Origin of the sequence: Streptomyces sp. NPDC057697 (assembly GCF_042799335.1) — a bacterium.
In the GTDB taxonomy this organism is placed as follows: Bacteria; Actinomycetota; Actinomycetes; order Streptomycetales; family Streptomycetaceae; genus Streptomyces.
In genome coordinates this window covers 1-25,293 of record NZ_JBHVJA010000012.1, presented here as the reverse complement: position 1 = coordinate 25,293, position 25,293 = coordinate 1, and the positions used below count along the sequence as shown (strand labels likewise).

The 25,293-nt window shown below is 73.0% G+C and carries 19 protein-coding genes and 2 pseudogenes; 10 read left to right on the top strand and 11 right to left on the bottom strand.

What is annotated here, in order from left to right:
- Positions 1 to 46: 46 nt before the first annotated feature.
- From ACFVFH_RS27125 to ACFVFH_RS27095, 7 genes are all read right to left on the bottom strand, one after another.
- Positions 47 to 472, bottom strand: a complete 426-nt coding sequence (locus tag ACFVFH_RS27125; protein WP_383773253.1) for a phage tail protein — start codon at positions 470 to 472, stop codon at positions 47 to 49.
- Between the two features lie 63 nt (positions 473 to 535).
- On the bottom strand, positions 536 to 3,583 hold the full coding sequence (locus ACFVFH_RS27120; protein WP_383773251.1) for a hypothetical protein: 3,048 nt from the start codon (positions 3,581 to 3,583) through the stop codon (positions 536 to 538).
- Positions 3,584 to 3,587: 4 nt separating this feature from the next.
- Positions 3,588 to 3,746, bottom strand: coding sequence for a DUF6760 family protein (locus ACFVFH_RS27115; RefSeq protein ID WP_176729256.1), 159 nt, complete (start codon positions 3,744 to 3,746; stop codon positions 3,588 to 3,590).
- Positions 3,743 to 4,237 (bottom strand): hypothetical protein, encoded by a 495-nt coding sequence (locus ACFVFH_RS27110; protein ID WP_383773249.1) that lies wholly within the window; start codon positions 4,235 to 4,237, stop codon positions 3,743 to 3,745. Before ACFVFH_RS27110 ends, ACFVFH_RS27115 begins: the two co-directional genes overlap by 4 nt.
- On the bottom strand, positions 4,234 to 4,674 hold the full coding sequence (locus tag ACFVFH_RS27105) for a phage tail protein (protein WP_018553078.1): 441 nt from the start codon (positions 4,672 to 4,674) through the stop codon (positions 4,234 to 4,236). The genes ACFVFH_RS27110 and ACFVFH_RS27105 overlap by 4 nt, the downstream gene beginning before the upstream one ends.
- A gap of 39 nt (positions 4,675 to 4,713) precedes the next feature.
- On the bottom strand, positions 4,714 to 6,243 hold the full coding sequence (locus tag ACFVFH_RS27100; protein WP_383773247.1) for a phage tail sheath family protein: 1,530 nt from the start codon (positions 6,241 to 6,243) through the stop codon (positions 4,714 to 4,716).
- A gap of 522 nt (positions 6,244 to 6,765) precedes the next feature.
- On the bottom strand, positions 6,766 to 8,082 hold the full coding sequence (locus tag ACFVFH_RS27095) for a hydrolytic protein (RefSeq protein ID WP_383773245.1): 1,317 nt from the start codon (positions 8,080 to 8,082) through the stop codon (positions 6,766 to 6,768).
- A 204-nt stretch (positions 8,083 to 8,286) separates the two neighbouring features.
- Between ACFVFH_RS27095 and ACFVFH_RS27090 the strand changes: the two genes are divergently transcribed.
- The 4 genes from ACFVFH_RS27090 to ACFVFH_RS27075 all read left to right on the top strand — a co-directional run bounded on the left by ACFVFH_RS27090 (position 8,287) and on the right by ACFVFH_RS27075 (position 15,233).
- The gene (locus ACFVFH_RS27090; RefSeq protein WP_383773243.1) at positions 8,287 to 9,012 is read left to right on the top strand and encodes a response regulator transcription factor; all 726 of its coding nucleotides are present in this window, start codon (positions 8,287 to 8,289) and stop codon (positions 9,010 to 9,012) included.
- Positions 9,013 to 9,283: 271 nt separating this feature from the next.
- Positions 9,284 to 12,397 carry a hypothetical protein gene (locus ACFVFH_RS27085; protein WP_383773241.1) on the top strand — a complete coding sequence of 1,038 codons (3,114 nt, stop codon included), beginning with the start codon at positions 9,284 to 9,286 and terminating at the stop codon, positions 12,395 to 12,397.
- On the top strand, positions 12,394 to 13,098 hold the full coding sequence (locus ACFVFH_RS27080; RefSeq protein ID WP_383773239.1) for a DUF4255 domain-containing protein: 705 nt from the start codon (positions 12,394 to 12,396) through the stop codon (positions 13,096 to 13,098). Before ACFVFH_RS27085 ends, ACFVFH_RS27080 begins: the two co-directional genes overlap by 4 nt.
- Positions 13,095 to 15,233 (top strand): ATP-binding protein, encoded by a 2,139-nt coding sequence (locus ACFVFH_RS27075; protein WP_383773237.1) that lies wholly within the window; start codon positions 13,095 to 13,097, stop codon positions 15,231 to 15,233. Before ACFVFH_RS27080 ends, ACFVFH_RS27075 begins: the two co-directional genes overlap by 4 nt.
- A 36-nt stretch (positions 15,234 to 15,269) precedes the next feature.
- Here the strand turns inward: ACFVFH_RS27075 and ACFVFH_RS27070 are convergent, their stop codons facing one another.
- Positions 15,270 to 15,773, bottom strand: coding sequence for a carboxymuconolactone decarboxylase family protein (locus ACFVFH_RS27070; RefSeq protein WP_383773235.1), 504 nt, complete (start codon positions 15,771 to 15,773; stop codon positions 15,270 to 15,272).
- A 123-nt stretch (positions 15,774 to 15,896) separates the two neighbouring features.
- Here ACFVFH_RS27070 and ACFVFH_RS27065 point away from each other — a divergent pair, with 123 nt between their 5' ends.
- The 4 genes and pseudogenes from ACFVFH_RS27065 (at position 15,897) to ACFVFH_RS27050 (ending at position 20,166) form a co-directional block, all read left to right on the top strand.
- Complete coding sequence (locus tag ACFVFH_RS27065) at positions 15,897 to 16,886, top strand: pirin family protein (RefSeq protein WP_383773233.1); 990 nt, start codon at positions 15,897 to 15,899, stop codon at positions 16,884 to 16,886.
- A gap of 40 nt (positions 16,887 to 16,926) precedes the next feature.
- Entirely contained in the window at positions 16,927 to 17,265 is a 339-nt protein-coding gene (locus tag ACFVFH_RS27060; protein WP_383773231.1) for a GNAT family N-acetyltransferase, read from the top strand.
- 261 nt (positions 17,266 to 17,526) lie between these two features.
- A pseudogene (locus ACFVFH_RS27055) lies at positions 17,527 to 18,780 on the top strand (MFS transporter); the annotation flags it as partial.
- A 618-nt stretch (positions 18,781 to 19,398) separates the two neighbouring features.
- Positions 19,399 to 20,166, top strand: a complete 768-nt coding sequence (locus ACFVFH_RS27050) for an N-acetyltransferase (RefSeq protein ID WP_383773229.1) — start codon at positions 19,399 to 19,401, stop codon at positions 20,164 to 20,166.
- Positions 20,167 to 20,178: 12 nt separating this feature from the next.
- On the opposite strand, the gene bla is transcribed toward ACFVFH_RS27050, so the two are convergent.
- Positions 20,179 to 21,120 carry a class A beta-lactamase gene (gene bla, locus ACFVFH_RS27045; RefSeq protein WP_383773227.1) on the bottom strand — a complete coding sequence of 314 codons (942 nt, stop codon included), beginning with the start codon at positions 21,118 to 21,120 and terminating at the stop codon, positions 20,179 to 20,181.
- A 176-nt stretch (positions 21,121 to 21,296) separates the two neighbouring features.
- Between bla and ACFVFH_RS27040 the strand changes: the two genes are divergently transcribed.
- A complete protein-coding gene (locus ACFVFH_RS27040; RefSeq protein WP_383773225.1) occupies positions 21,297 to 22,199 on the top strand; it encodes a LysR family transcriptional regulator in 903 nt (300 codons plus the stop codon).
- Positions 22,196 to 23,098, top strand: coding sequence for a serine hydrolase (locus tag ACFVFH_RS27035; RefSeq protein ID WP_383773223.1), 903 nt, complete (start codon positions 22,196 to 22,198; stop codon positions 23,096 to 23,098). Before ACFVFH_RS27040 ends, ACFVFH_RS27035 begins: the two co-directional genes overlap by 4 nt.
- Before the next feature lie 57 nt (positions 23,099 to 23,155).
- Here ACFVFH_RS27035 and ACFVFH_RS27030 read toward each other — a convergent pair whose 3' ends face one another.
- Together ACFVFH_RS27030 and ACFVFH_RS27025 are read right to left on the bottom strand one after the other, a co-directional pair.
- A complete protein-coding gene (locus ACFVFH_RS27030) occupies positions 23,156 to 24,934 on the bottom strand; it encodes a protein kinase (protein ID WP_383773220.1) in 1,779 nt (592 codons plus the stop codon).
- A 233-nt stretch (positions 24,935 to 25,167) separates the two neighbouring features.
- A pseudogene (locus ACFVFH_RS27025) lies at positions 25,168 to 25,293 on the bottom strand (lytic transglycosylase); the annotation flags it as partial.

Below are 25,293 nucleotides of genomic sequence, written 5' to 3'. Positions count from 1 at the left end.
CCGGACTTCTCCGATACCTCTGCCTGTCAAGGAATGTGATGGCCCGTCATGACGCCTCCAGGCCCTCGTGCGCGATCTCCAGCGTCTCGATCGCCGCCTGGGAGTTGGCGGGGTCGAAGGACGGGCCCTGCCAGCGGACCGGCACGATGCCCTGCACCTGCCAGCTGATGATGCGGCTGAGGTCGGGACGGAGCGCGACGATCTCTCCGTCCTTGGGCTCGACCCGCCGGATCGTCTCGTTCAGCCACCGCGCGATCTTGAGCGTGTCGGCCGTGACGGGCCGGGTCAGGGTGATGTTGGTCCAGGTGATCCGCCCCGGCAGCTGCCAGGTGAATCCGTTGTTGCCGCCCTCGGCGTACTGCTCCATCTCCACCTCGGCGCCCAGACCCGAGCAGGTGTGGAAGGCTCCCAGGTCGCTGCCTCCGATGACGAGTTTGAAGAACACGCTCGTCGCGAAGATGTTGTCCGTCATGTGCTTCTCTTCTTCTCTGCTGATTCCAAGTGAGGTGCCGGGCGCGGCCGTTCATGCCGTGTGTCAGCGGCGTCCGTCGTACAGCCGTCCGGTACGCTCCCGCCCCCTGCGCATGTCCGCGCGGATCAGCCGGCTGACCGGATCGAGCAGACGACGGGCCAGTTCCTCGATGTCCGCCCCGGTGACCCGGTGCTCGGCCGGAGTGTCCGTGGCGGCCGGGACGGCGGAACCTCCCGGCCCCGTTCCTCCCGGCGCCTTGGCGCGATTCACCGGTACCGCGCGCACCGGGACGCCGGTGATCCCGGCATCGGCGGCCGCGCGCTGAAGCACCTCGCCGGTGGAGCCCGGGACGGCGGTTCCGGCGGCCGGGGCGGGAGCGCGTCGCGGTACCCGTACCGAAAGGCCCGGCGGTCCGGGAGGAGCCGCACCGCTTCCGGACTCCGGGCCGGAGGCCATGGGGACTCCGGATTCGGGCACCACGGGCAGCGACGCCCGCTGGAGGGACACGCCGCCGCTCGCCCCCGGCCCGTCCGGTGCGGGCGGATGCGGGCGTACGACCGGGACCGGCCGAACGGTGGGCGGCGCGGACGGTACGGAGGGGGCCGAGGTCCGGGGCGTCCACGCGGTCGGGGGCGCGGGGCGCGGGGCGGGCGGCGTCGGTCCCGGGCGGTCGGCGGAACGCGGCTCCGCGGACTGCCGCTCCCGTGGACGTGCCTCGGCCCGGGACGATGGCGTCGCCGTGCTGCCCCGTACCGAGCGCTGCACCAGCCGCAGGAGGGAGGAGCCGCGGGCCAGTGACCCGCGCCCCGGCCGGTCCGTGCCGGTGCCGGGTACGGAACCCGTCCCAGGCACGGCTCCCGCTCCCGCTCCCGTTCCGGTCCCAGTGCCCTGGGCGCGGGTGGGGTCGTCGGTGGGCGTGCGGTGCGAGGACGCGCGGCTACCCGTGGCGGCGGGCGACGGGTTCCCCTGAACCAGGCGTTGGACGGTGCTCCCGGGCCCCGGCGCCTGCGGCCCGGGTCCGGTCGCGCGGGGCTGCGTCGAAGCGGATTCGGCGGGACGGGTGCGCGGGTGAGCGAGTGCCGAGGGGGACGCGGACACGGAGGAGGTGGCAGCTGCCGCTGCCCGGTGCTCTCCCGTCCGCGTGGTGCCGGGGCGGGTCCGGTCGGGGCCCGGCTGTGCCTCGTCGGGCCCCGGCCGCTGTTGCTGGGCGTCACGACGCCAGGTTGCCGCCACGACCGGCCGGGACGCGTTGTTCCTCGCCACCGGCGCCGAGAAGCCCTCTCCTGAGCCGGTGTTCACCTTCAGGGCCCGGCCCGAGAGCAGGGCCCGCGACCGCTGGACGGAAGGCATCGGCTGCCCTGCGCGGGCGGCGGGGCCGGACGCCCGGCCCCGCTCCCGCTCCGGCGTGATCCTGCGGATGCGTACGGGTGTGGCGGGAGCGGAGGGGGCAGGCGTGCTCGCGCGCGTGGCGTCCGCCACGCGCTGGACGACCGCGGGTTCCGGTGCGGGCCCGCTGGTCCCACCGGCAGCGGCGGCGACCGTGGAGGAGCGCACCGGCATTTCGGGAGGTGCGGGCGCGGACGTCGGCGTCGGCCCGGCCGACACGGCGGGATCGGCCGCCGCTGTCGGGGGCTGCCGCGAGCCCGTTGTTCCCCGCTGCGTCCGGCGTCGGTCACCGAGCAGCGGTGCGTCGTCCTGGAGCCGGGCCGTCGACGGGAGCGACGGAAGCGGTGTGCCGATCCCGCCCCTGGCCCGCGCCCGCGGTCCGGCCGTGTCGGACCGCGGCGGCTGCGGAGACCTGGCGCCCGGGGACAGAGGCTCCGTGGACCGGGACTCCGCCGACCGGGACTCCGTGGCTCCGGAATCCGTGGCTCCGGAATCCGTGGGCCGGGGCCGGGATATCGAAGACCGGTCCGCCGACGGGCGACGCTGCGCCGACTGCGGTGTCTCCCGTGCCGGTGTGTTCGTCGCCGGTGTGTTCGTCGCCGCCGGGTTCGCAGGGCTCGCCGGGTTCGCAGGGTTCGCAGGACTCGCCGCGTCCGCTGCCTGGCGCTGGATCACGGGCATGACCGCCGGCCGGGGCGCCTCCGGCTCCGAGGGGACGGTCTCGCTCCCCGCGGCGGGGACGGAGGGCACCGCTCCGGAGGGCAGTTCGGCCAGGGGCCTGCCGAGGGCGGGCCGCACCGTCGGGGCGTCGGGGCGGCCGGTGGCGCGGTCCGCTGGTGGTGCGGTCGGGGGAACGGCGGGGACGGACTCGCCGGAACCGTGCGGCCGCACGGCGGCGGCCTGCGGCGAGGCGTCCCGCCGCGCCGTCTCGGCGGCGGTGCCGGGAACGGCCGGTGCGGAGCCCGGGGCGGGCAGGATCCCGTCGATACGCCGCAGCGTCGTCGTCGGGCGCCGGGCGATGATCAGAGGTGGGGCGATCCGTCGCGGACGTACGGCGGCGGGCCGGGACCGCTGGAGCGGGGCCGGTTCCGGTGCGCCCGGCCGTTCCTGCGGGGCCGGATCGGCGGACGGGGCCGGAACCACGGCCGGAGCGGTGTCCCCGGAGGCGGAGGAACGGGAGGACGGGGGGCGCGGGGACCGGGACGAGGCCGCCGTCGTACCGCTCGCCCGCTGGACGGTGGCGGGGCCGGGCCGCTGTCCGCCGGTCCTGCCCGCTCCGGCGGTGTTGCCCGCCGGGTCCGCCGCAGGTCCGGCCTCCTCCTCCGCCCCGGTCCGGGCGGCGCGCAGGAGCAGGGGCCCGCCGGGGGCATCGGAACGCGCGCTGCCCGGACGGGTGACGCCATGGATGAGGCCCACCGGTGCGGACGGCAGTACGGCATGGCCGAGTTCGCTGCCGAACGCGAGGCTCTGCCACGAGGCGAGGCCGTCCCGGAACCGCAGGCCGTCGCTCACCCCGATCGACGAGCGGGCGACGGTCACCGCCGGGGGTGCGACCTGCCGCCAGCCGCCGTCCCAGTCGCCGCCCGCCCGTTCGGCGGTGCCGTCGGCCCGGTCGGCCTCCGGTGCCCGGACCTGTCCGGTCCCGGCCCCGGATCCGGATCCGCCCCGGGGCGGCGTTCCGGGCTGCTGCCGGTCCCCTCGGCGGAACCAGTCTCCGAACCCCACACGATCACCCGCCTTCGTTGACGCGGGTGTTGATCCGCGCTATCTCCCGCACCCACTCCTGACGCTCGGCGTGGGTGAGGTCGAGGATGTCCTCTCGCTGCCAGTGGAAGTGGTAGGCGACGTACGCGATCTCCTCCCGCAACCGGGGAAGCGCGTACGTCACGATTCCCCCAGGCGCCCACCCGAGAGGTCCACCTCGAACGCCCCGTGGCACAGCGGGCAGGTCACCGCGGCGTGCGTGTGGCCCTCGCTGTTGATCCGGCGGTAGAAGTCCTGGAGGAACGCCACGTCCGTGGCGTACATCCGCTCGACGACCCCGGCGTGCACATCGGTGATGGTGCCGAGCTGGGTGATCACCTGGCTCAGCAGCACCACGCTCAGATACGCCGGGTTCTCCTTCACCCGAAGGTCGATCTGCGGGCGCAGCTCGTCCCGTGCCGTCGCGAGCCGCATCGAGCCGCGCCGGTGGACCTGGCCCGCGTCGTCGACGTAACCGCGCGGGAGCTCGAACTCGAACTCCGTGCGCAGGTCCGGCTGGTCACGGTCCCGGGCCGGAGGCGGCGCGGGGGCCGCCTCCGGTGCGGCGGGCTGGGCGGCCGCGAGACTGTCGAGGACTTCGTCGAGCCCGCCCGACGTAACGGTCCTGCGCCTCATTCGACCACGATCTCCTCGAAGGTGATGGTGACCGACTCGGTGGCGGCGCTGGACTCGCCGGCCTTCAGCGAGGGCCCCTCCCACTTGCTGGCCCAGCCCTGCATCAGCTGGATGCGCCGGACCGTGTCACCCTTCGAGTCCTTGATCTCGATGGTCAGGTTCTGACGCGCGGTGTCGACGGCCCCGTTGTTGAGCGTCTCCTTGATCCATTTGGTGAACTCACTGCTCTTGTCGAGTCCTCGGGTGATCGTCACCTCGCCCGCCTGACGTGCGCCGGGCTGCTTGCGGATGATCTGCTTGCCCTCGGCCGTCACTTGACGGACCTCGACGACCTCCTCCTCGACGGTCAGGCCGCTGATCTCTTGGATCGACTCGACGAGATAGCCGCCGAGCTGCACGCCGAAGACGTGGGTGGAAAGAGCGTCGCCCTCTGCCATGACTCTGTGTCACCTGTTCTGTGTGCGGACCCTGCTGGGTCACTCGTTGACGAGGCTGGTGCTGTCGGAGAACTGCGCGAGACGGAAGACCACGAACTCCGCGGGCTTCACCGGGGCGACGCCGATCTCACAGACGACCTGGCCGAGGTCGATCGACTCCTGCGGATTGTTGTCGCGGTCGCACTTCACGTAGAACGCCTCCTCGGCCGTGCGGCCGAAGAGGGCGCCCCGGCGCCACTCCTCGGTGAGGAAGGCGGTGACATTGCGCCGGATGCTCGACCACAGGCGGTCGTCGTTCGGCTCGAACACCACCCACTGGGTGCCCAGGAGGATCGACTCCTCCAGGTAGTTGAAGAGGCGGCGCACATTCAGGTAGCGCCAGGCCGGGTCGGACGAGAGGGTCCGGGCGCCCCAGATCCGGATGCCGCGTCCGGGGAAGGCGCGTACGCAGTTGACCCCGATCGGGTTGAGGAGGTCCTGCTCGCCCTTGCTGAGGCGGATCTCCAGGTCCAGCGCACCGCGGATGACCTCGTTGGCGGGGGCCTTGTGGACGCCGCGCTCGCCGTCGCTGCGCGCCCAGACACCGGCGACATGACCGCTCGGCGGCACCAGGGAGTTCTGGCCGGTCGCCGGGTCGAAGACCTTGAGCCAGGGGTAGTACACGGTCGCGTAGCGCGAGTCGTAACCGGCGTCGTCGTTGCGCCAGGTGCGGACGCGCTGGGCGTTCATGCCCGGCGGGGTGTCCAGGACCGCGACCCGGTCGCCCATCTGCTCGCAGTGCGAAATCACCGCCAGCTGGACGGCCTTGACGCCGTCGGCGTCGATGTCCCCGCGCTGATAGGCGCTCATCAGGTCCGGGACGGCGACCATGGTGATCTCGTCGATCGCCTCAAGGCCCGCGAACCCGGTACGGGCTGCGGCGTCGCCGACGTACTCGGCCGGGTCGATCCGGGCGACTCCTGCCCCGGGAGCGGCCGGGGACGACGCGAGGGAGAGGGTCTGGTTCTCGGGGCGGGCCGGGGTCGCGCCGGGCTGCTCGACGACCTCGATGAGCTTGGACTGGCGGGTCTGGGCGACCAGATAGCCCTTGACGTTCTTGCGGGTGGAGACGTCGTAGCTCTCCACCACCTTGCCGGCCTGCCGCACCAGCAGCCGGAACCGGTCCTCCGGAGGGTTCTCGCCCTCGGCGTCGGCGACCTCCACGGAGAGGTCCCCGTTGGCACCGGGCCGCGCGGAGACCAGGAAGCCGCCGATGGCGGCGGGCGGTGCCGCCTCGGCCGCGGAACCCTGCGCCGAATCCTGCGCGGGGCCGCCGATGCGCACGATGTAGGCCGCGCCACCGCCATTGGCGAAGTAGCCGTAGACCGCGGGCGTCAGATACGTGTCGGCGGTGAAGGTGCCGAACGTCTGGACGTACTGGTCCCAGTTGGTCACCAGCGTCGGCTGGTGGAAGGGACCGGTCTCCGCGAAACCGACGAAGGCTGCGACCGCGGTGCCGACTCCCTCGATGGGCCGCGCTCCGGACTGCACCTCCTCCACGTATACACCGGGGGTGAGGTACGACGGCATGCTCGCTCCTTCGCGTGGTCATTCGTTCACCGTCGAGTCTTCCTCGGCGGCTCCGGCGGACAGTAGGTCTCAAAGTCCTGGACACGGGGCAACGGTGCTGCCTTCCCGGGGCACCCGTGGGCCAGGGATTTCTTCCCTCGCGGACCCGGTCGCGGCGGCCGCCGCAATTCCCGTTCCGCGCGTGTGACAACACGATGTACTGCGGATTTCCGGCAGACGTCCGCCGACCGGGGAACAGTAAAGAATCAGCCAGAATACGCGGGCAGCCGTCATCCGCCCGGGACCCGTCGACCGAATCCCCTCCTTGACCAGGCCCGCTGACCGGCCGGCGGTCGCCTGGACGGCAGTGGCCGGAAATGCCTTGGCCACTGCCTACATCACGGAACCCGGACGGCTCGGACGGCCTCTAATCTGCACAGGAGAAGGAAACTGCCAAAGGTCGGCAAGCCGGGGTTTCCCTCGATCGGGATTTCTGCTGTTCTCGTCCCCCGTGGGGGAAGCAGGAAGCCGGGTTCGTTGTTCCTACGGTGCGAGATCGCTCAGCTCACCGCTGACATTGAGCACCTGATGGCACTTGGAGGCCTGGGTCCCGGTCGCCGGCGTGCCAGGTTTGGCGCAGGTCACGGATGCGGTGACCGTGTCGTTCTCCTGGATCTGGATGGGGGTGACCCAGTGGTAGTCCTGGTTGCGGAAGGTCTCCAGAGCGATGGTGGTGATCTTCCGTTCCCCGAAGGAGATGGTCAGCACTCCTTCGTCGCCCTGGAAGTTCGCCACCACGATGTCCGTGATCCCGAACACCTTCCCCTGGGGAACGCGGTAGATCCCCTTCTTCTGGGACCCGGACCCGGTCTCCACGTCGATCGTCGCCGAACTCTGCTGCGTGCCCCCCGTTCCGCCGCTCGATCCGGAACCGCCGGAACCGCCCGAGCCGGAGCCCCCGGACGCGCCGGGCTTGCCCTGCCCCTTGTTCTCTCCCTGGCCACCGGGGTCTCCCGTGCCGCCCCCTGTTGCCGAACCCTGCCCGTCGCCGGGGGGCGTCTTCTCCTGCGCGGCCTCGTGCGCCGCCTGCTTCGCGGTGCTGCGCACCGCGGGCCGGACCAGCGCGAACCATGCGAGCAGCAGCGCCAGCAGCGCGGCCAGGACGATCAGCAACCACCGTGGGAACACCGGGAGTTGGGCGAACTCACCGGAGAGCGTCTCGGTCCGCCCGGCCTGCTCGCCCTCGCCGTCCCGTTCGGCGCCTTCGGTGGCCTCGGCCTCGAACGGCCAGGTGACCGGTTTGCCGAACCAGATGAGCTTCCGGGCCCGGACCCGCAGACCCACCTCCGCGGACTCCCCCGGTTCCAGGCGTCGTCGGCCCGGAGTGAAGGCCAGCCGCAGCTCCTCGCCGGCCTGCTTTCCGGTGAAGGAGATGTCGACCGCGGTGTTGCCCCGGTTCTGCACCGAGGTGCGGAACCGGGCGCCCAGCCAGCCGGAGCGCCGTCGCGGGTCGAGCTCCGCCCGGAGTTCGTGAAAGGGCCCGACGACCACGGTGGTCTCGGGGACCGCCACCGACTCGGGGTGTTCCGTGGGCAGCACCCGGACGCCCAGGGGCACCTCACCGGCCCGTACCTCGTGCGACCGGGGCGGCGCCAGCCGTACCGTCACCACCTCGGAGGTGCCCGGGTAGAGCGAGACCCTCGCCGGCTCGACAGTGCTCCAAGCGGCGCAGTCACCGACCACTTCGAAGGTGTACGCCTCGACGATGTCGCCGTCGTTGCGCACGGTCAGGGTCGTCGTCGCTTCGGCGCCGGGCGACACCGTCACCGTAGGCGTTTCGAGTTCGGCAGATGTGGTCACGATGCGACGTTAGGCCACCCCCGCGGCTCCGCAGCAGAGACGCGAGGGCAACGACCGGGCAGGGGTGGTGCCCTGAGGGCACAACGCAGCGATGCCCCGGCGACCCTCCCGCGGGCCCGTTCACCCTGCCGGGGACCGGCGCCCGGGAGTGCGGCGACAGGCGTATCGGACGAAGGCATCTGAGGAAGACAGGCACGCAATCGAATGACCACAGCAGAAACGACGAACAGGGCGGCCGACCACAGCCGGTACCGGCGGCCCACCGCGACGGAGCGCTCCGGCCGGGGCGGCGCCAGGGAGGCCCCCAGGGGCAGGGTCTCCGTCGCCGTGTACGCGGAGGACCTGATCCTGCGGACCGGGGTGGTCCACCAGATGCGCCCCCGGCCCGAGATAGAGCTGCTGGAGGAGGCCGAGGCGGACCGGGCCCAGGTCTCGTTAGTGGTGGTGGACATGGTGGACGAGCGCACCATCCAGCTCCTTCAGCGTCTCCAGCGCAACACGACGACCCGCACCGGACTCGTCGTCGGCTTCTTCGAGTCGGGCGCGCTCCAGACCATGATCGAGTGCGGCGTCGCCGCCGTGCTGAGGCGCGGGGAGGCCGACCAGGACAGCCTCGTCCACCTGGTCACGGCGATGGCGAACGGTGAGGGAGTCCTGCCGGGCGATCTGCTCGGAAAGCTCCTCGACCACGTCAGCAGCCTCCAGCGCACGGTCCTCGACCCCCGGGGGCTCTCGCTCTCCACCCTCACGACCCGGGAGGCGGAAATGATCAGGCTGGTGTCGGAGGGCTACGGCACCGCGGAGATCGCGCACAAGACCTCGTACTCCGAACGCACCGTCAAGAACGTGCTGCACGAGGTGGTGACCCGGCTGGAACTGCGCAACCGGGCCCACGCCGTCGGCTACACCATGCGGCACGGACTCATCTGAGCCCCGCCCCGGGCTCCCGCGCGGACGGCCGTTCGGACGTCGCCGCGCGGGAGCCCGTCGCGTGCGCGGCCCGTACGGCCGGCCGACGGGCCGGGCGGGCGCCGCAAAGGGCAACGGCCGCTTCCCCCGGTCCGGGTACTACGGACCTGTCCCGGGACCGTCGCAGGCATGATGCTTGTCCTGGAGAGTCATCGACAGGACTGTGAGGTGGGCCGTGACCGGCACTGCTGGCCCTGCCCGGCATACCAGGCTGGGCCGACTGGTGGGGGCTGTGACGCTGTTGGCTCCGCTGCTGGTGGCGGGCTCCGCGTCCGCCCCCCGGAGTGCGCCACGGCTGTCCGCCGCTGCGGACGAGACCCCGGTCGACGCCGGGCGCATCACCTACGCCGGGACCGAGCACCGCAGCATCGGCCGGGTCACCGGCACGACCAACTCCGACCCGTTGTTCGGGGACGGTCCGGCCCACTACGACCAGGACCCCTTCGCACGGGGCGATGTGATGGTCTTCACCAGTCTGCGCGACAGCGTCCGCCCGCAGGTGTACGTGCGCGAGGCGGACGGAGCGGTACGCAAGCTCACCAGCGACCGGGACGCCGCGCATCCCGAACTCTCCCCCGACGGACGGACCGTGGCGTTCGACTCCGCGGAACGGAGCGCGGACGGCACGGTCCAGCGCGAGCTGTGGACCGTCGGCGTGGACGGCACCGGTCTGCGGCGGCTGACCGACACCCCCAACAACGAGACCTCCCCGACCTTCTCCCCGGACGGCACCCGCCTCGCGTACTCCTGCGACTCGGGGTACGAGGGTGCCGGGCTCATCTACGAGCGGCGGGTGGACGGCGGCTCGGCGGTGGTGGTCAGCGAGAACCGGGGCCCGGACGGGGGCAGCGCGACCGAACCGGCGTGGAACCCGGTGGACGACGACGCCCACCGCGACCAGGTGGCGTACACCCTCACCAAGGACGACGACGATCCGAGACTGCGGGTGACCGAGGGCCGCCCCGGCACCGACCGGCTGCTGCTCGGCGGTGGGCAGGCGACCTGGCGCACCCGCTCGGCCGCCTGGCTGGCGGACGGCGAGGGCCTGCTCTTCCTCGGCCGCGACTGCACCTGCCAGTACGAACGCGTCTACCGGGCAACGGCGTTCGCCCCGGCCGCGCCGACCACCGAACTGGACGAGAGCCGCAAGCTCGAATCGCCCACCTGGTCCGGCCCGCCGGACACCGGGACCGTCGTCGTCTCCCGGCAGACCTCGCGCAGGCCGGACGGCAACAACGAGGACACATCGGTTGTCGCGACGCTCCAGGACGTCCGGCAGGACGGCTCGGACCCGCGCGACCTCGGGATCCCCGTCCTGTGGGAGGACCCGGACGCCGCCAGCGACGCGAACCTGCTGTTCAACCCCGGGAAGGACTACGACCCGTGGACCGAGCGGCAGAGCTACACCCCGGACGGCCGACGCATCGTCGTGACCCGCTTCGAGGGCGGAAAGGGCTCGCGCACCGAACGGATCTGGCTGGCCGACGCCGACGGGAGCAACGCGGCCGCGATGCCGCTCGCCGGGCACAACCCCGGTGACTGGGACACCGACCCGGCGTTCTCCCCCGACGGCACCAAGCTGGCGTTCACCAGGACCTCGCCCGGCGGGGTCGGCGAGAACGCGGGGTCGAGCAGCGTCCTCGTCGCGGACGTCGCGACGGGCGCGATCATCGGCAAGGTCGTGCCACCGGCCGGGCAGTTGACGGGGCAGGACGCACAGCCCGCGTGGTCGCCCGACGGCACCACCCTCGCCTTCACCCGCAACCATGTGATCCGGGGCCTGGGCGGCATCAAGCACATCTGGACCGCGCCGGTGAACGCGCTCGACCGGCAGCGCGACCTCAGCGCCACGATCTGCCCCGGCGAGTGCAAGAAGATCGACGACAGTCCGGCCTTCTCGCCCGACGGCACCAGCATCGCCTTCAACCGCAAGGACGGCGGCAACGACCAGAACAGCGGCCGGGGCGGCATCCTGATCACCTCGCTCGACGGCGACGCGTGCCGGGTGGCCCTCCCTGCCGTCCAGGGCGACGACCCCGACGCCTGCCGCCGGGAACTGCCCGACACCCCGCCGGACGGTCCCTTCCAGCCGCGTGACGTGGCCTGGTCGCCGGACGGCGGCCGACTGGTGCTGAGCTCGCGCCGCCAGGCCGCGCCCGCCTCCCAGGAGCAGCTGTCCTTGCTGGACCTCGCCACCGGCACCCTGACGCCGTTCGGCGAGCGGCTGGGCGGGCGGCAGAAGGAGCCCGCCTTCCAGCAGTCCGTCGACCTGTCCCTGACCGCTCCGCCGACCGCCCCCTCGGTGCGGGTCGGCGCCACCGGCGAGGCGACGGTCACCGTCACCAACCGGGGGCCCGCCGCCTCGCCCGGCACCGTACTCACCCTGGACGCCCCGCCCGGGGTCCGCCTGGAGCAGCTCACCACCCCGGTCGGGTCCTGTCCCGCCGGTTCGCCCCAGTGCGATCTGGGCGTGCTCCGGCCCGGCCAGAGCGTGACGGTCACCGCCCGGCTGACCGGCGTGACGGCGGGGGACCAGCGGATCGGCTGGTCGGTCGCCGGTTCCGTGGTGGATCCGAACCCCACGGACAACGCCACCGGGACCACCGTTCCGGTGGAGGACGCCCCCGCGCCCACGCCTTCCCCGACACCGACACCGACACCTTCGAGCCCCCGGCCCCCGGCCCCCGAGCCGCCCGCGCCGAAGGCCGGACCGGGCGTCACGGTCCGGGCCCAGCCCAGTCCCGGCTACGTCGGCGGCCGGGTGGTGGTCACCTACACCGTGCGCAACGGCCGGAACGCGCTCGCCACCGGGCTGCGCCTGAAGCTCGGGCTGCCCTCCCGGATCCCGGCGGGTCCGCTTCCGGCGGGCTGCGCCGCCGGGGTGTGCACGCTGCCGGACCTGGCGCCCGGCGCCTCCACCGTCGTCCGGGTCGTGCTCCGACCCGACCGGGCGCTGACGACGAGCATCACCGGAAGGCTGACCACGACCGGCACGGACGCCGACCTCCGCGACAACGTGTCCAGGAAGCCGCTGCGCATCCTCCAGCCCCGTATCGTCGCGGTGCCCGCCGTCGGCAAGCCCGGGTTCGTCACCTCCGTGCGGGGCAAGGACTTCCCGCCCGGGGCGCCGGTGAGGCTGAGCTGGAAGCCGGGGATCACGGCGGCCGCGCCGCCCGCCTTCCCACGCCGGGACCGTACGTTCATCGCGCAGTTGCTGATCCTGGCGAAGGACCAGACGGGGCCGCGCACCATCACCGCCCGCGGGCCGGGGTTCAGCCCGGTCACCACGTCCTTCCTGGTGGTCGGCGGGACCATCGTCCCGCCCGACGAGGTGGGGCGCCGATGATCCACGAAGTGGACGAGGGGCTGCGGCTGTTGCTGGTCGACGCCGGGCTCCAGGAGAGCGGGGTGGACCTGGTCTTCGACGCACCGACGAAGGAGTGGTCCGCCCGGCGCAACGCCCCCACGATCAGCGTCTTCCTGCACCGGATCCGCGAGGACGCGACCCGCCGCCGTACCGGCGCCGCCGAGGAGCACGACGACCAGGGCCTGGTCATCGGCTGGCGGACCCCGCCGCGGTGGTTCGAGCTGACCTATCTGGTGACGGCGTGGACCAACCGCCCGCAGGACGAACACCGCCTGCTCGCCGAGGTGCTGCGCTGTCTCGTGCGGTCGGACGTGCTGCCCGCCCGCATGCACACGGGCAGCCTGGCCGAACTGGGGCTGGCCGTGGAGATCGAGGCGGCGGGTCCCGGGACCGACGGGCCGTCCGCCTCGGACGTGTGGTCCGCGCTCGGCGGTGAGCTCAAGGCCGCGATCGACCTGCGGGTGTGGGCGCCGCTGGCCGGTGAACGGACGGCCGCCGGTCCGCCGGTCACCGAGGGGCTGGTGGTCAGGAGCGCGTCGGCACGGCACGGCGAGGACGCGGAACCGGGCCGCAGGCTCCGCTACGACGGCGCGTCCGACCCGGGCGCGCAGGGCTTCGCGGCGGAACGGGAACGGCAGTTGCCGCCCGGCCGCCGCAGGCGCGGAGGCACCGCCCGATGACCACGGCACAGGGCGCGCACGTCCTGCCTGAACCGGCCGACGGCCCCGCGCGGGTCGTCGGGGACCTCTGGGAGCGGCTGGTCCACGTCGAGCAGCGGGTACGGAGCGCCGTGGCGCTCCGGCGGGCCGTCGACCCGCATCCGGACGATCCGTACCGGGGGCAGTACCTGACCCCCGAGGCCGCGGAGCGGATCGTGGAGTCCCGCGACGCGTTCGCGCCGGTGCCGTCGTACGGTGCGGGGCCCGTGCCGCAGTCGCCGCCCGGGAGCCGGATCGGGCGGCTCGCCGAGGACTTCGGGCTGGTGCCGCTGGACGTCGAGCTCCTGATGGTCGCGATGGCCCCGGACATCGACCACCGGTTCGAGCGGCTCTACGGCTATCTCAACGACGACCTGACCCGGCGCAGGCCCACCATCGGCCTGGCGCTCGACCTCTGCGGGCTGCCCGCCGCGGGTTCCGGCCGCTTCCGGTTCTCGCCGTCCGCCCCGCTGGTCGCGGGCGGGCTGCTGGAAGTCCTTGAGGACGGACGCCCGTTGCTCTCACGGGTGTTGCGCGTGCCGGACCGGATCACCGCCCATCTGCTCGGTGACGACGAGATCGACGGAAGGCTGCGCGGTCTGGTCCGGGTGGCCGGCCCCGGCGCGGAGCGGGGCACCGGGCCGGAGGTCGCGCGGGTGGCCGCGGCGCTGGGCACGGGCAGCGGCCTGGTGCACCTGCTCGACCGGGGCGGCGATCCCGGCAGGCTGGCGGTCGAGGCGCTGGTCGCCGCCGGGCGCCGTCCGCTGGTGGTCGACCTCGCGGCGCTCGCCGCCCTTCCCGAACCGGCGGACACCGTACGGATCCTGGCGGCGGAGGCCCGGCTGAGCGGTGGCGGGGTTGTCCTCGGGCCGCTGGAGGCGCTCGCGCCCGAACGGCCGGAGCGCGCCCGGCTGCTGGGCGGCCTCTGCGCGGCGGTCGACGGTGTTCCGCTGGTGGTGTACGGGAAGAAGAACTGGGACCCGCTGTGGACCGCGGAGAGTCCGGTGCCCGTCCAGGTCCCGTCCCCCGGCCCCGGCGGTGTGGCGCGGCAGTGGCGCCGGGCGCTCGCCGAGGCCGGTGCGGCGGTCGGGGTGCCCGCCGGGAGCCCGTCGGACGAGGAGGAGCTGGTCGGGGCCACCGCCTCCTACCGGCTCGACTCCGACCAGATGCGCAAGGCATCCGTCGTCGCCTCCCGGCTGGCCGTCCTGGCGGAGCGTCCGGTGGACGTGCGGGACCTGCGTACGGCGGTGCGGGCGCAGAACGGCGCGGGGCTCGAACGGCTCGCCCGCCGCATCGATCCGGCGGTCGGCTGGGACGACCTCGTGCTGCCCCCCGCGACCCGTCGGGAACTGTCCGAACTGGCCCTGCGCGCCCGCCACCGCGAACAGGTGCTCGGGCAGTGGCGGATGCGTCCGGGCGGCGGCCGGGGGCGCGGCATCATCGCGTTGTTCGCGGGCGAGTCCGGCACAGGCAAGACCATGTCCGCCGAGGTGGTGGCGTCGGAGCTGGGCATGGAGCTCTACGTCGTGGATCTGTCCACCGTGGTGGACAAGTACATCGGTGAGACCGAGAAGAACCTCGAAAGGATCTTCGCCGAGGCGTCCGACGTCAACGGCATCCTGCTGTTCGACGAGGCGGACGCCATCTTCGGGAAACGCTCCCAGGTGAAGGACGCGCACGACCGTCACGCCAATGTGGAGTCGGCCTATCTGCTCCAGCGGATGGAGTCCTTCGACGGGATCGCGGTGCTCACCACCAACCTTCGCGGCAATCTCGACGAGGCGTTCACCCGGCGTCTCGATGTGATCGCGGAGTTCCCCATGCCGGACGCCCGGCAGCGGCTGGCCCTGTGGGACCGCTGTCTGGGGACCGCGGTCCCCCGTGAGGCCGGGCTGGACCTGGAGTTCTGCGCGGGACGCTTCGAGCTGGCGGGAGGTTCGATCCGCGCCTGCGCGGTGACCGCCGCCTATCTGGCGGCGGAGTCGGGGAAGCCGCTCGGCATGGAGCAGATCGTCTCGGCGGTGCTCCAGGAGTACCGCAAGCTCGGCCGGCTGGTCCGGGAGAGCGAGTTCGGCTCCTGGCTGGACCGTACGCGGGGGCCACGGGACGGCCTTTGAGCGGGGCGCCCGCGACGGGGAGGAGCGCCGGGGCGGTCAGCGCTCCTGGGCCGGTGTTCCGGGTGCCCGGCGTACCGGGTGCTTGCTGAGCACGGAGACCCGGTTGAAGGCGTTGATCGTGATCGCCACCCAGATCACCGCGGAGATCTCGTCGTCGCCGAAGACCGCGCGGGCCGCGTCGTGGGCGGCTTCCTGCGCGGTGGCGTCGGCGGGGTGGGTGGTCGCCTCCGCCAGGGCGAGCGCCGCGCGTTCCCGGGGTGTGAACACCTCCGTGTCCCGCCAGGCCGCCAGCACCCCGAGGCGCTGCGTGGTCTCGCCGGCCCGGAGCGCCGCCCGGGTGTGCACGTCGAGGCAGTAGGCGCAGCCGTTGAGCTGCGAGACCCGGAGGTTGACCAGCTCGACCAGCATCCGGTCCAGGCCCGCGTCGGCGGCGGTCGCCCGGACGGCCTCGGAGGTCTGGACCAGGGCGTGGTACGCCTTCGGGGACTGCTTGTCGACAAAGACCCGTCGCCCCCGCGCGGTTGTCGTCGTGTCGCTCACTGCGGTCTCCTTCTGACTGTCCCGGCCCGCCCGCCGTCGTCGTGCGGTCCGGACGACGGTGCCCTAGTATCCAAGCATGATAGTTGAATATCCAACAAGAATTGCGTCGAAGGGGGCCGGGCGGTGAGCAGCGCCGAGACGGAACCGGGCGAGGCACACCGCACGCCCCCGGCGAACGACGGGCGGGACGGCGGGACACCGCGGGTGGAGGTGCTGTCCGCGCGGGACGTCCCGCTGGGCGGCCCCCGGGCGATGACGGTGCGGCGCACCCTGCCGCAGCGCGGTCGCACCCTGATCGGCGCCTGGTGCTTCGCCGACCACTACGGCCCCGACGACGTCGCCGAGACGGGCGGCATGGATGTCGCGCCCCACCCGCACACCGGACTCCAGACCGTCTCCTGGCTCTTCGGCGGGGAGATCGAGCACCGCGACAGCCTGGGCAGCCATGCGTTCGTGCGCCCCGGCGAGCTCAACCTCATGACCGGCGGGCACGGCATCAGCCACACGGAGGTCTCGACCCCGGGCACCACGATCCTGCACGGCGCCCAGCTGTGGGTGGCGCTGCCCGGGGAGCACCGGCACGCGGAGCGCGATTTCCAGCACTACGTCCCCGAGCCCGTTTCCCTGGACGGGGGCGAGGCCAGGGTGTTCCTCGGAGCTCTCGCCGGGGACACGTCCCCGGTGCGGACCTTCAGCCCGCTGCTCGGCGCCGAACTCCTCCTCGACCCGCACGCGAGCGTCACCCTCGCCGTGGACACCGCCTTCGAGCACGGCGTCCTCGTCGACCGGGGAACCATCCGCCTGGACGGCACCCCCGTGCTCCGGGCGGAGCTGGGATACGTCGGCCCCGGCCCCGGCACCCTGGAGCTCACCAACACCTCCGACGAGAGAGCACGGCTGCTGCTGCTCGGCGGCACTCCGTTCGAGGAGGAGATCGTGATGTGGTGGAACTTCATCGGCCGCAGCCACGAGGACGTCGTCAGGGCCCGCGAGGACTGGGAGCGCGCCTCCGAACGCTTCGGCACCGTCCTCGGATACGCCGGTGACCGCCTCCCCGCCCCCGCGCTCCCGAACGCGGTCATCCGGCCGCGCGGGAACCCGTCGCACGTCTGAACCACCCGCGCCCACGACTCGTCGAAGGAATCGGAACACCATGACTCAGAACGCCGCCGCTCCCGTCGTACAGCACATCGGCGAACGGCACCGGTACGCCATCCTGGTGGACGGCGCGACCGCGGGCTTCACCGTCTACCGCGACCGGGACGGACAGCGGGTCTTCTACCACACGGAGATCGACGACGCCTTCGCCGGACGGGGCCTGGCCTCGGTCCTCGTGACCGAAGCCCTCGACGACGTACGCGACAGCGGCCTGCGTATCGTCCCCGTATGCCCCTATGTGGCCAAGTACCTCAAGAAGCACGAGGAGTTCGCCGGCATCACCGACCCCGTGACTCCCGAGATCCTCCAGTGGCTCAAGGACGGGCGCCCGTAGGCGGCCGGAAGGACACCACCGCGCCGGACCGGTCCGACGGCACCCGCGCCGCGCGCCCGAAAGGGCCGGTCCGCGGCGGCCGGGGGCCCTCGGCAGGCCCGCCCGCGCCATATTGCTTCACGTTACACACAGATGCATAATGCCGTGACGCACGGGCCGGTCCCGGCACGACTCCCCCGGCCGGGCGCCGGATCACCGCCGTGGAGCGGATGACCCGCCATGTGCGTCAGCTCTTCTCTACGGCTTGGGAGAGAACCGCGCATGAGTGCACCGCACGCAGGAGCCGCCGGACCCTTCAAGCAGCCCAAGGCCGTCTGGGCCGTGGCGTTCGCCTGTGTGATCTCGTTCATGGGCATCGGTCTGGTCGACCCGATCCTCCCCGCCCTGGCCGAGAACCTGCACGCCTCCCCCAGCCAGGTCTCCCTGCTCTTCAGCAGCTACCTGATCGTGACCGCGGTCGCCATGCTGGTCGTCGGCTGGATATCCAGCCACCTCGGTGCCAAGCGCACGCTCGTGGTGGGCCTGGCCGTCATCGTGGTCTTCGCCGCTCTCGCCGGCACCGCCGACTCCGTCGACGGCATCGTCGGCTTCCGCGCCGGATGGGGCCTGGGCAACGCGATGTTCATCGCCACCTCCCTCGCCGTCATCGTCGCCTCCGCGAGCGGCGGGTTCGGCGGCGCGATCATCCTCTACGAGGCCGCGCTCGGTCTCGGAATCGCCGTCGGACCGCTCCTGGGCGGCGAGTTGGGCGGGATCAGCTGGCGCGGCCCGTTCTTCGGTGTCGCCGTGCTGATGGCGATCGCCCTGATCGCGACGCTCGCCTTCGTGCCGGCGCTGCCCAAGCCCCGGCACCCCACCCCGCCGCTCGCACCGCTCAGGGCGCTGCGTCACCGCGGGCTGCTGACCATGGGCATCATGGCCCTGCTGTACAACTGGGGCTTCTTCACCATGCTCGGCTACGCCCCGTACCCCATGAAGCTCGACGCACACCGGCTCGGCCTGGTCTTCACCGGCTGGGGCCTGCTGGTGGCCGCCTTCAGCGTCTTCTTCGCCCCGCGCCTCCAGGCCCGGTACGGCACAGCCCCCGTCCTGTACGCCAACCTGCTCGGCCTCGGCATCGTGATGGCGGTCATCGCGGCCGGGGTGGACGATCCGACGGTCGTCGTCGTGGCCGTCATCGCCAGCGGCGCCTTCATCGGCATCAACAACACCCTGACCACCCAGGCCGTCATGCTCGTCTCCCCCGTCGAACGCCCCGTGGCCTCCTCGTCCTACGGATTCCTGCGCTTCATCGGCGGCGGCCTGGCGCCCTTCGTCGCGGGCAAGCTCGCCGATGCCACCGATCTGAGCGTCCCCTTCTACCTGGGCGCAGCCACCTTCCTCCTGGCCGTCCCCGTCCTGGCCACCGGCCACGGCCTGCTGCGGAGGGCCGAGGAGGGGCCCGGCGGCGACGGACCCGCGCCCGTGGCCGGCACCGGGACCGCCAAGAGCCCGGCAGCGCTGCGCGAAGGCCCGGCCTGAACCCCCCGGTGCCGGCATCGCACACCGGCCTGACCTGGTACGACGTCCACGCATGCCGACCGGCGTGTACGCGTGGGTGAGCGGGCCGCTGCTGACCCACCGGTGTCCGATGTGCCACCGGAGCATGTGACGCCCGCCGTGGAGCGGTCGGTCCGGCATGTGCGTACCAGCGCCACGGCGGGCGGTCCGGGCACCACGGTCTCCACCGCGCCGGCGCGTCCGGGCCCGGAGGGGCCCCGGCGGCCGACCGCCCCGGCACGGGCCGAGGGCGCCGCCCAGCCGGGCGCGACGCAGCTCATGACCCGGCTGGAACGCGCGGGTCCGGTGCGGCGGGTCGCCGACCGCGGCGACGGCGCGATGGTGCCGGTGGAGGCCACCGGCACCGGCCCGGAGGTCTTTTGGCGGCGCCGCACCGGGTACGCCCGCGCCCTTCGGCATCCCGTCGACGGGCCGGCCCCGCCGGAACGGCACGCGGTGCGGGTAGCCCTCCCGGCCCCGGCCCGAGCGATCCAGGACCGCCCGCCGGTCCCCTGGACGCGGGTCCCGGCCGCCCTGGAGCGGCGGATCAAACGCCTTGGGCCGCGATCGCGTTCTGTGCCAGAGTGCTCCCTCGTGACAGAGAACGACAGCATCCGGATATCCCCGCTCTCCCAGCGTCCCTCGCTGGTTCCGCGCGTCTACGAGATCAACGACTCCTGGCCGGTGTTCACCCCTCACGACCCGGTCGCGGGCGCCTTGCTGGGCCGGGTCCCGGAGGAGTTCCCGCAGTACTGCGTGGTGGCGACGGACGGCGACCGGGTCGTCGGGCGCGGACTCGCCGTGCCCTTCGACGCCGAGGGCGACGGCCGCGAGGAGATGCCCGATCAGGGCTGGGACCGGATGCTGGTGTGGGCGTTCCATGACCGGCAGTACGAGCGGGTCCCGACGGCGGCCGGCGCGCTGGAGATCTCCCTGGACGTCGACTATCTCGGCCGGGGCCTGTCCTACCGGATGCTGGCCGCGCTGCGGCAGGCGGCCGCCCGGCAGGGACACGACGCCCTGCTGGCACCGGTCCGTCCGACGGCCAAGCACCTGGAGCCACACGTCCCCATGGCCGCCTACCTCCGCAGGTGCCGGGCGGACGGACTGCCGGCCGACCCGTGGGTACGGGTGCACGTCAGGGCGGGCGGCACCATCGAGAAGATCGCTCCCGCCTCGATGACGGTCAGCGGTTCACTGGCCCAGTGGCGGCAGTGGACCGGCCTGCCCTTCGACCGGGACGGGTACGTCGACGTGCCCGGTGCCCTGGCTCCGGTGCACTGCGACACCGCGCACGACCACGCCGTCTACGTCGAACCCAACGTCTGGATCCGGCACGGCGCGGAGCCGACCTCGGTCTGAGGGCTCCGCACACTACGACAGTGTGTCGGCCACGACCGACGCCGCCCGTGCGACGAGTTCGTTGTCGTACGTCTCGTCCTTCTCGTGACGGTTCGTCAGGATCGCCATGACGATCGGGGCGGCGTCGGGGCGCCACACCACGGCGATGTCGTTGCGGGTGCCGTAGGTGCCGCCGGCCCCGGTCTTGTCGCCGACCTTCCAGGTCCGGGGCACCCCGGCCCTGATGAGTTCGTCCCCGGTGGTGTTGGCGCGCAGCCACTTCGTCAGCTGCGCGCGTTCGTCCTTGCCGAGCACGTTCCCGAGGACGAACGCGCGGAGGTCTTCCGCGAGTGCCCGTGGCGTGCTGGTGTCGGGCAGGGAGCCCGGCGACCACTCGTTGAGTTCCGGTTCCCGGCGCTCCATCCGCGTGACGTCGTCACCGATCCCGGCGAGCACGGCGTCCAGGCCCCGAGGGCCGCCCAGACGGCCGAGGAGCACGTTGGCCGCGGTGTTGTCGCTGTGACGGACGGCGGCGTCGCACAGGGCACCCAGGCTCATCCCCGTCCCGATGTGCTTCTCGCTCACCGGGGAGCCGTCGACCAGATCGTCCCGGGAGTACGGGACCACCTCGTCGAGCCCGCCCACGGAGTACTTGCGCAGCACCGCGCCGGCCGCGAACGCCTTGAAGGTGGAGGCGAAGGCGAATCGCGCCCGGTCGTTGTGGGCGACCTCGCGGCCGGTGCCGGTGTCGATGGCGTAGACGCCGAGCCGCGCGCCGAACGAGCGCTCGATCGCCTTGAACCGTCCGGCGAGCGGCTCCACGGCCGCGGCCGTCCCCGTGGCCCCGGAGGAAGCGACCGGCGAGGAGGACGACGAGGGGCGGGGGTCCGCTTCGCCGCACGCCGACATCGGTACGAGGACGAGCGCGGCCAGCGCACCGAGAAGGGCGCGGCGGGCGGGGCTGTGCTGCTGCATGGTGTCCGGACCTCCGGGGCCCCGCGGGCGGGGCGCGTGCATAGGGGATGGGACGCAGGACGCCGTCCGGCGCCTGGTCATGAGTGCCGCGACCACCTTCGCCGCCCCCTTCCATGCGGTCCAATACGTCCCTGTGTGGTTTCATGCCGATCCGGCATGACGCTAGGGTTCGGTCCGTGGATCTGGTCGGAGCGTGTCGGGCATTCGTCAGCGTCGGCGAGCACGGCGGTTTCACGGTCGGGGCGGCCGCGGCCCGGATGTCCCAGCCGGTGGCCAGCCGTCGTGTCGCCGCCCTGGAGGAGCACCTCGGTGAGCCGCTCTTCGAGCGGATGTCGCGGCGGGCCGTCCTCACGCCCTTCGGCCGGGACATGCTCCCGGCGGCCAGACAGCTCGTACAGGCGGCCGATGTGCTGCTGCACGAGGCCGAGGCCGTCAAGTGCAAGCCCTGGCGGCTGGCGGTTCCCGGTCTCTGCCCGACGGTCTCGCTCGCCCGTCTGATCGCGGAGGCCCGGGAGCACGGCATCACGCTCGACCTCCGGACAGCCGGTCCCGCGCAGCGGCTGGAGCTGGTCCACTCGCAGTTGGTGCGGGCGGCGCTGCTCGCGGTGCCCGGGGACGAGGCGACGTGGTCCGTGCCGCTCGGTCTCGCCGGGGCCCGGGATCCCGGTGCGAGGCGCGTCTACATCGAGACGTTGCGGGTGGGCCGGGCGTCGTCGGGTCCGGCCCGCCGGATCTGGATCCAGCCGGAGGACGACGTGCCGCACCTGCGTGACCCGCTGACCCGGCTGCGGGACGCGGTCGGCCTGCGGCCCGCGCAGCTCACCACAGCGACCGGTCTGACGGCTGCCGCGGCGGAGGTGTTCTGCTCGGAGGACCTGCTGCTGTGCTCCCCCGCGCAGGCCGGGGAACTCGGGCTGCACTGGCGGCCCATCGGAGACATCGCCCTGGACCGGGGCTTCGCCCTGGTCGCCGCGGCGGGCGGCAATCCCCGGCACATCGAGGCGCGGCTGGGCGAGGCGATCGGCCGCTGCCTGGGCGCGGTGGCCGGGGCGGGCGGTCCGGGGGCGACGGCGGCATGAGCACCGAAGCGCTCCTGGGCGAGATGCGACGGCAGTTGCACGAAGGCGGGCTGCACGGCTGTCTGCTGGTGCGGGATCTGCACACCGGCGACGAGGTGGGGATCGCCCCGGACACCCAGCTGCCCGCCGCGTCCCTGGTGAAGGTCCCGCTCGCGCTGGCGACGGCGGAACGCATCCGGCGGGGCGAACTCGACGGGGCGACGATGCTCGACGTCCTCCCCGGACGCACCGGCACCCCCGGGCCCACCGGACTGAGCCGGTTCCGGCACCCCGCCCGGGTCGCGATCGACGACCTGCTCTATCTGAGCACCTGTCTGAGCGACGGGGCGGCCGCCGACGTGCTGTTCGGTCTCACCCCGCCCGCGCAGGTCACCGGCATGCTCCATGAGTTCGGTCTGCGCGGCATCACCGTCCGCCACGGTCTCGACGAGCTCACCGACACTCCGCTGGAACGCTTCGACGCCTCCCAGGCCCATCTCGCGCTGGCCCTCGCCATCGACGCCGGTACCAGCGGTCGTGGACACCGGGTGCCCCAGCTGGACACCACGCGCGCCAGCAGCGGCAGCGCACGCGCCTACGTCGAGCTCCTTCAGGCCCTGTGGACACCGTCGGCGATCCACCCCGACGTGGCGGAGCACGTACGCGGTCTGATGGGTCACAACCTCATCCGGCACCGCCTGGCCCCCGACTTCAGTTCCGACGCCACCACGTGGTCCTCCAAGACCGGGACCCTGCTCAATCTCCGTCATGAGATCGGTGTCGTCGAGCACTCCGACGGCCAGGCCTTCGCCGTCGCCGTGCTCACCGAGTCGCGGGTACCGGCCGGTGTCCAGCCGGGCGCCGAAGCCCTCATGGCACAGGTGGCCCGCACGCTGCGTGATCACCTCCGGCAGCTCTGAGGACGGGCGCGGGTGCGGGGCACGCCACCGCCGACAGCCCGGCCCGTGCGGTGTGCGTCAGGCGTGGAAGCCGTTGCACACGATGGAGGTGTACTTCGTGGGCCCGCCCTCGACGTGGTAGAGCACCACGGTCCAGTCGCCCCGGTCGTCCCCCACCGGCAGCGCGTCCACGGTGCCTTCGCCGAAGTGGGCGCGGAAGTCCCCGGGGTACTTGAACTTGAGGGCGCCGCCGGTGGACCAACGGGAGTAGAGGTCGACGGGCCTGCTGGTGAAACCGATGCCCTTGCTGACGGACCGGAGGGGCCGCCCGGTGGCACGGTCCGTCTCGTGCGGGGGCCGCACCCCCACGGCTATGTAGTACGGCGCGGGTCTCTTCCCCTCGCCGAGGCCCTCGGGGCGCACCTCCAGCGAGGCGGTGTCCGAGCCCGAGGTGTGGGAGACGGCGGAGCGCAGCCCCGACGGCGGTGAGGAGTCGGCGGAGCTGGTCAGATCGCAGGAGCCCATGCCCTGGGCCGCCTGTTGCGGATCGTCGGAGAGGGTCCAGCGGTCCTGCGAGACACGGTCGTTCACGATGTGGTCCGGTGGCCGGGCGGCCGGGCTCGTGGCGGCCGGCCGCGACGCTTCCGGCAGGCCGGACGCGGTGGTCTTCGTCGCGGGGGCGCCACCGGTGTCCTCCCGGTCGGATTGCGGGAGCAGCCAGACCGTCAGCGGCACCGCGAAAGCCACCGCGCAGACGGCGAGCCAGGCCCTGCCCCGTGACGGCCGGCCGGTGCGGTGCGGCGGATCAGGGCGGTCGTCCGGTGCGGTCTCCGGCGGCTCCACGGGCGCGGCGGCCACGGCCCGCCCGGCCCGGCCGGTGTCCGTCTCCCGGGGCGTCGGCCGGGTCCGGTCCTCGCTCTGCGGCACCCGGCCGGTGCCCGTCTGCGGACCCGGCTGCGGGCCGGACGGCAGGGGCGGCGTCCGCACGTCACCGGGCTCGGGAACGGCTCCGCCGGTACGTGCCAGCATCCGGTAGTGGGCGTCCGACGCCAGCGGCGAGTCCACCGCGCACCGCGCGATCACGTCGCCCGGCTCCGGACGGTCCGCCGGGTCCTTGGCGACGCACTGCCGGATGAGACCGGCCAGCGCGGGCTCCACTCCGGCCAGGTCGATGTCCTCGTGCACGGTCCGGTAGCTCACCACCGCCGGTTCGCCGGTGCCGTACGGGGGCCTGCCCGTCACCGTGTACGCGAGGGTCGCGCCCAGCGCGAAGACATCGGCCGCGGGGCCCACTTCGCTGCGCAGGAGCACCTCGGGGGCCGTGTAGCCGGGCGTCCCGGACACCATCCCGTCCCGGGTGAGGACCGTCTGCTCCAGCCCTCGCGCGATCCCGAAGTCGATCAGTTGCGGTCCCTGCGGGGAGAGGATCACGTTGTGCGGTTTCAGGTCCCGGTGCGTGACCCCGTGGGCATGGACCGCGGCCAGCCCTTCGGCGAGCGCGGCGAGCAGCCCGAAGGCGCTGTCCGGCGGGAAGGGGCCGCTCGCGTCCACGGCGGCGCGCAGCGTGGGCCCGGACACGTACTCGGTGGCCAGCCAGTAGGGCGGCGCGTCGAGCGATGCCTCGATCAACTGCGCGGTGTAGGCGCTGCGTACGGCCTCGACGGTCGCGGTCTCGCGCCGGAACCGGGCCAGTGCCTCGGGGTGGTCGCTGATCTCGTCGCGGATGACCTTGACGGCCACCAGCCGTCCGCCGGGCGACCTGCCGAGATAGACCTGCCCCATGCCGCCCGCGCCGAGGCGGGCCAGGAGGTGGTAGGCGCCGATGCGCACGGGGTCCTGAGGTCTCAGTGCATCCACGGCACGACTGTGCCATATGCGGACACCGCGTGGAGCGACGGTGCGCGACTCGTGACCGGATCGATGGGCGTCAACGTACCGGAGGAGCAGCGCCGTTGAGGGAGCGGTGGGTTTCGCTCCGGGACGGGGCCGGATGCCGTGCCGCCGTCCCCGTACTCGTTCCGGGCGGCCCGGGGGTCTGCGCGCGGGATGTCCCGGCGGCCCCCGGCTCGGGCCCTGGCACTACCGGTGGCTCAGTAGGCGGAGTTGACGTTGTCGATGGAGCCGTAGCGGTCGGCGGCGTAGTTGGCGGCGGCGGTGATGTTGGCGACGGGGTCGGTGAGGTCGTGGGCGGTGCCGGCGACGTGGTAGGCGTTGAA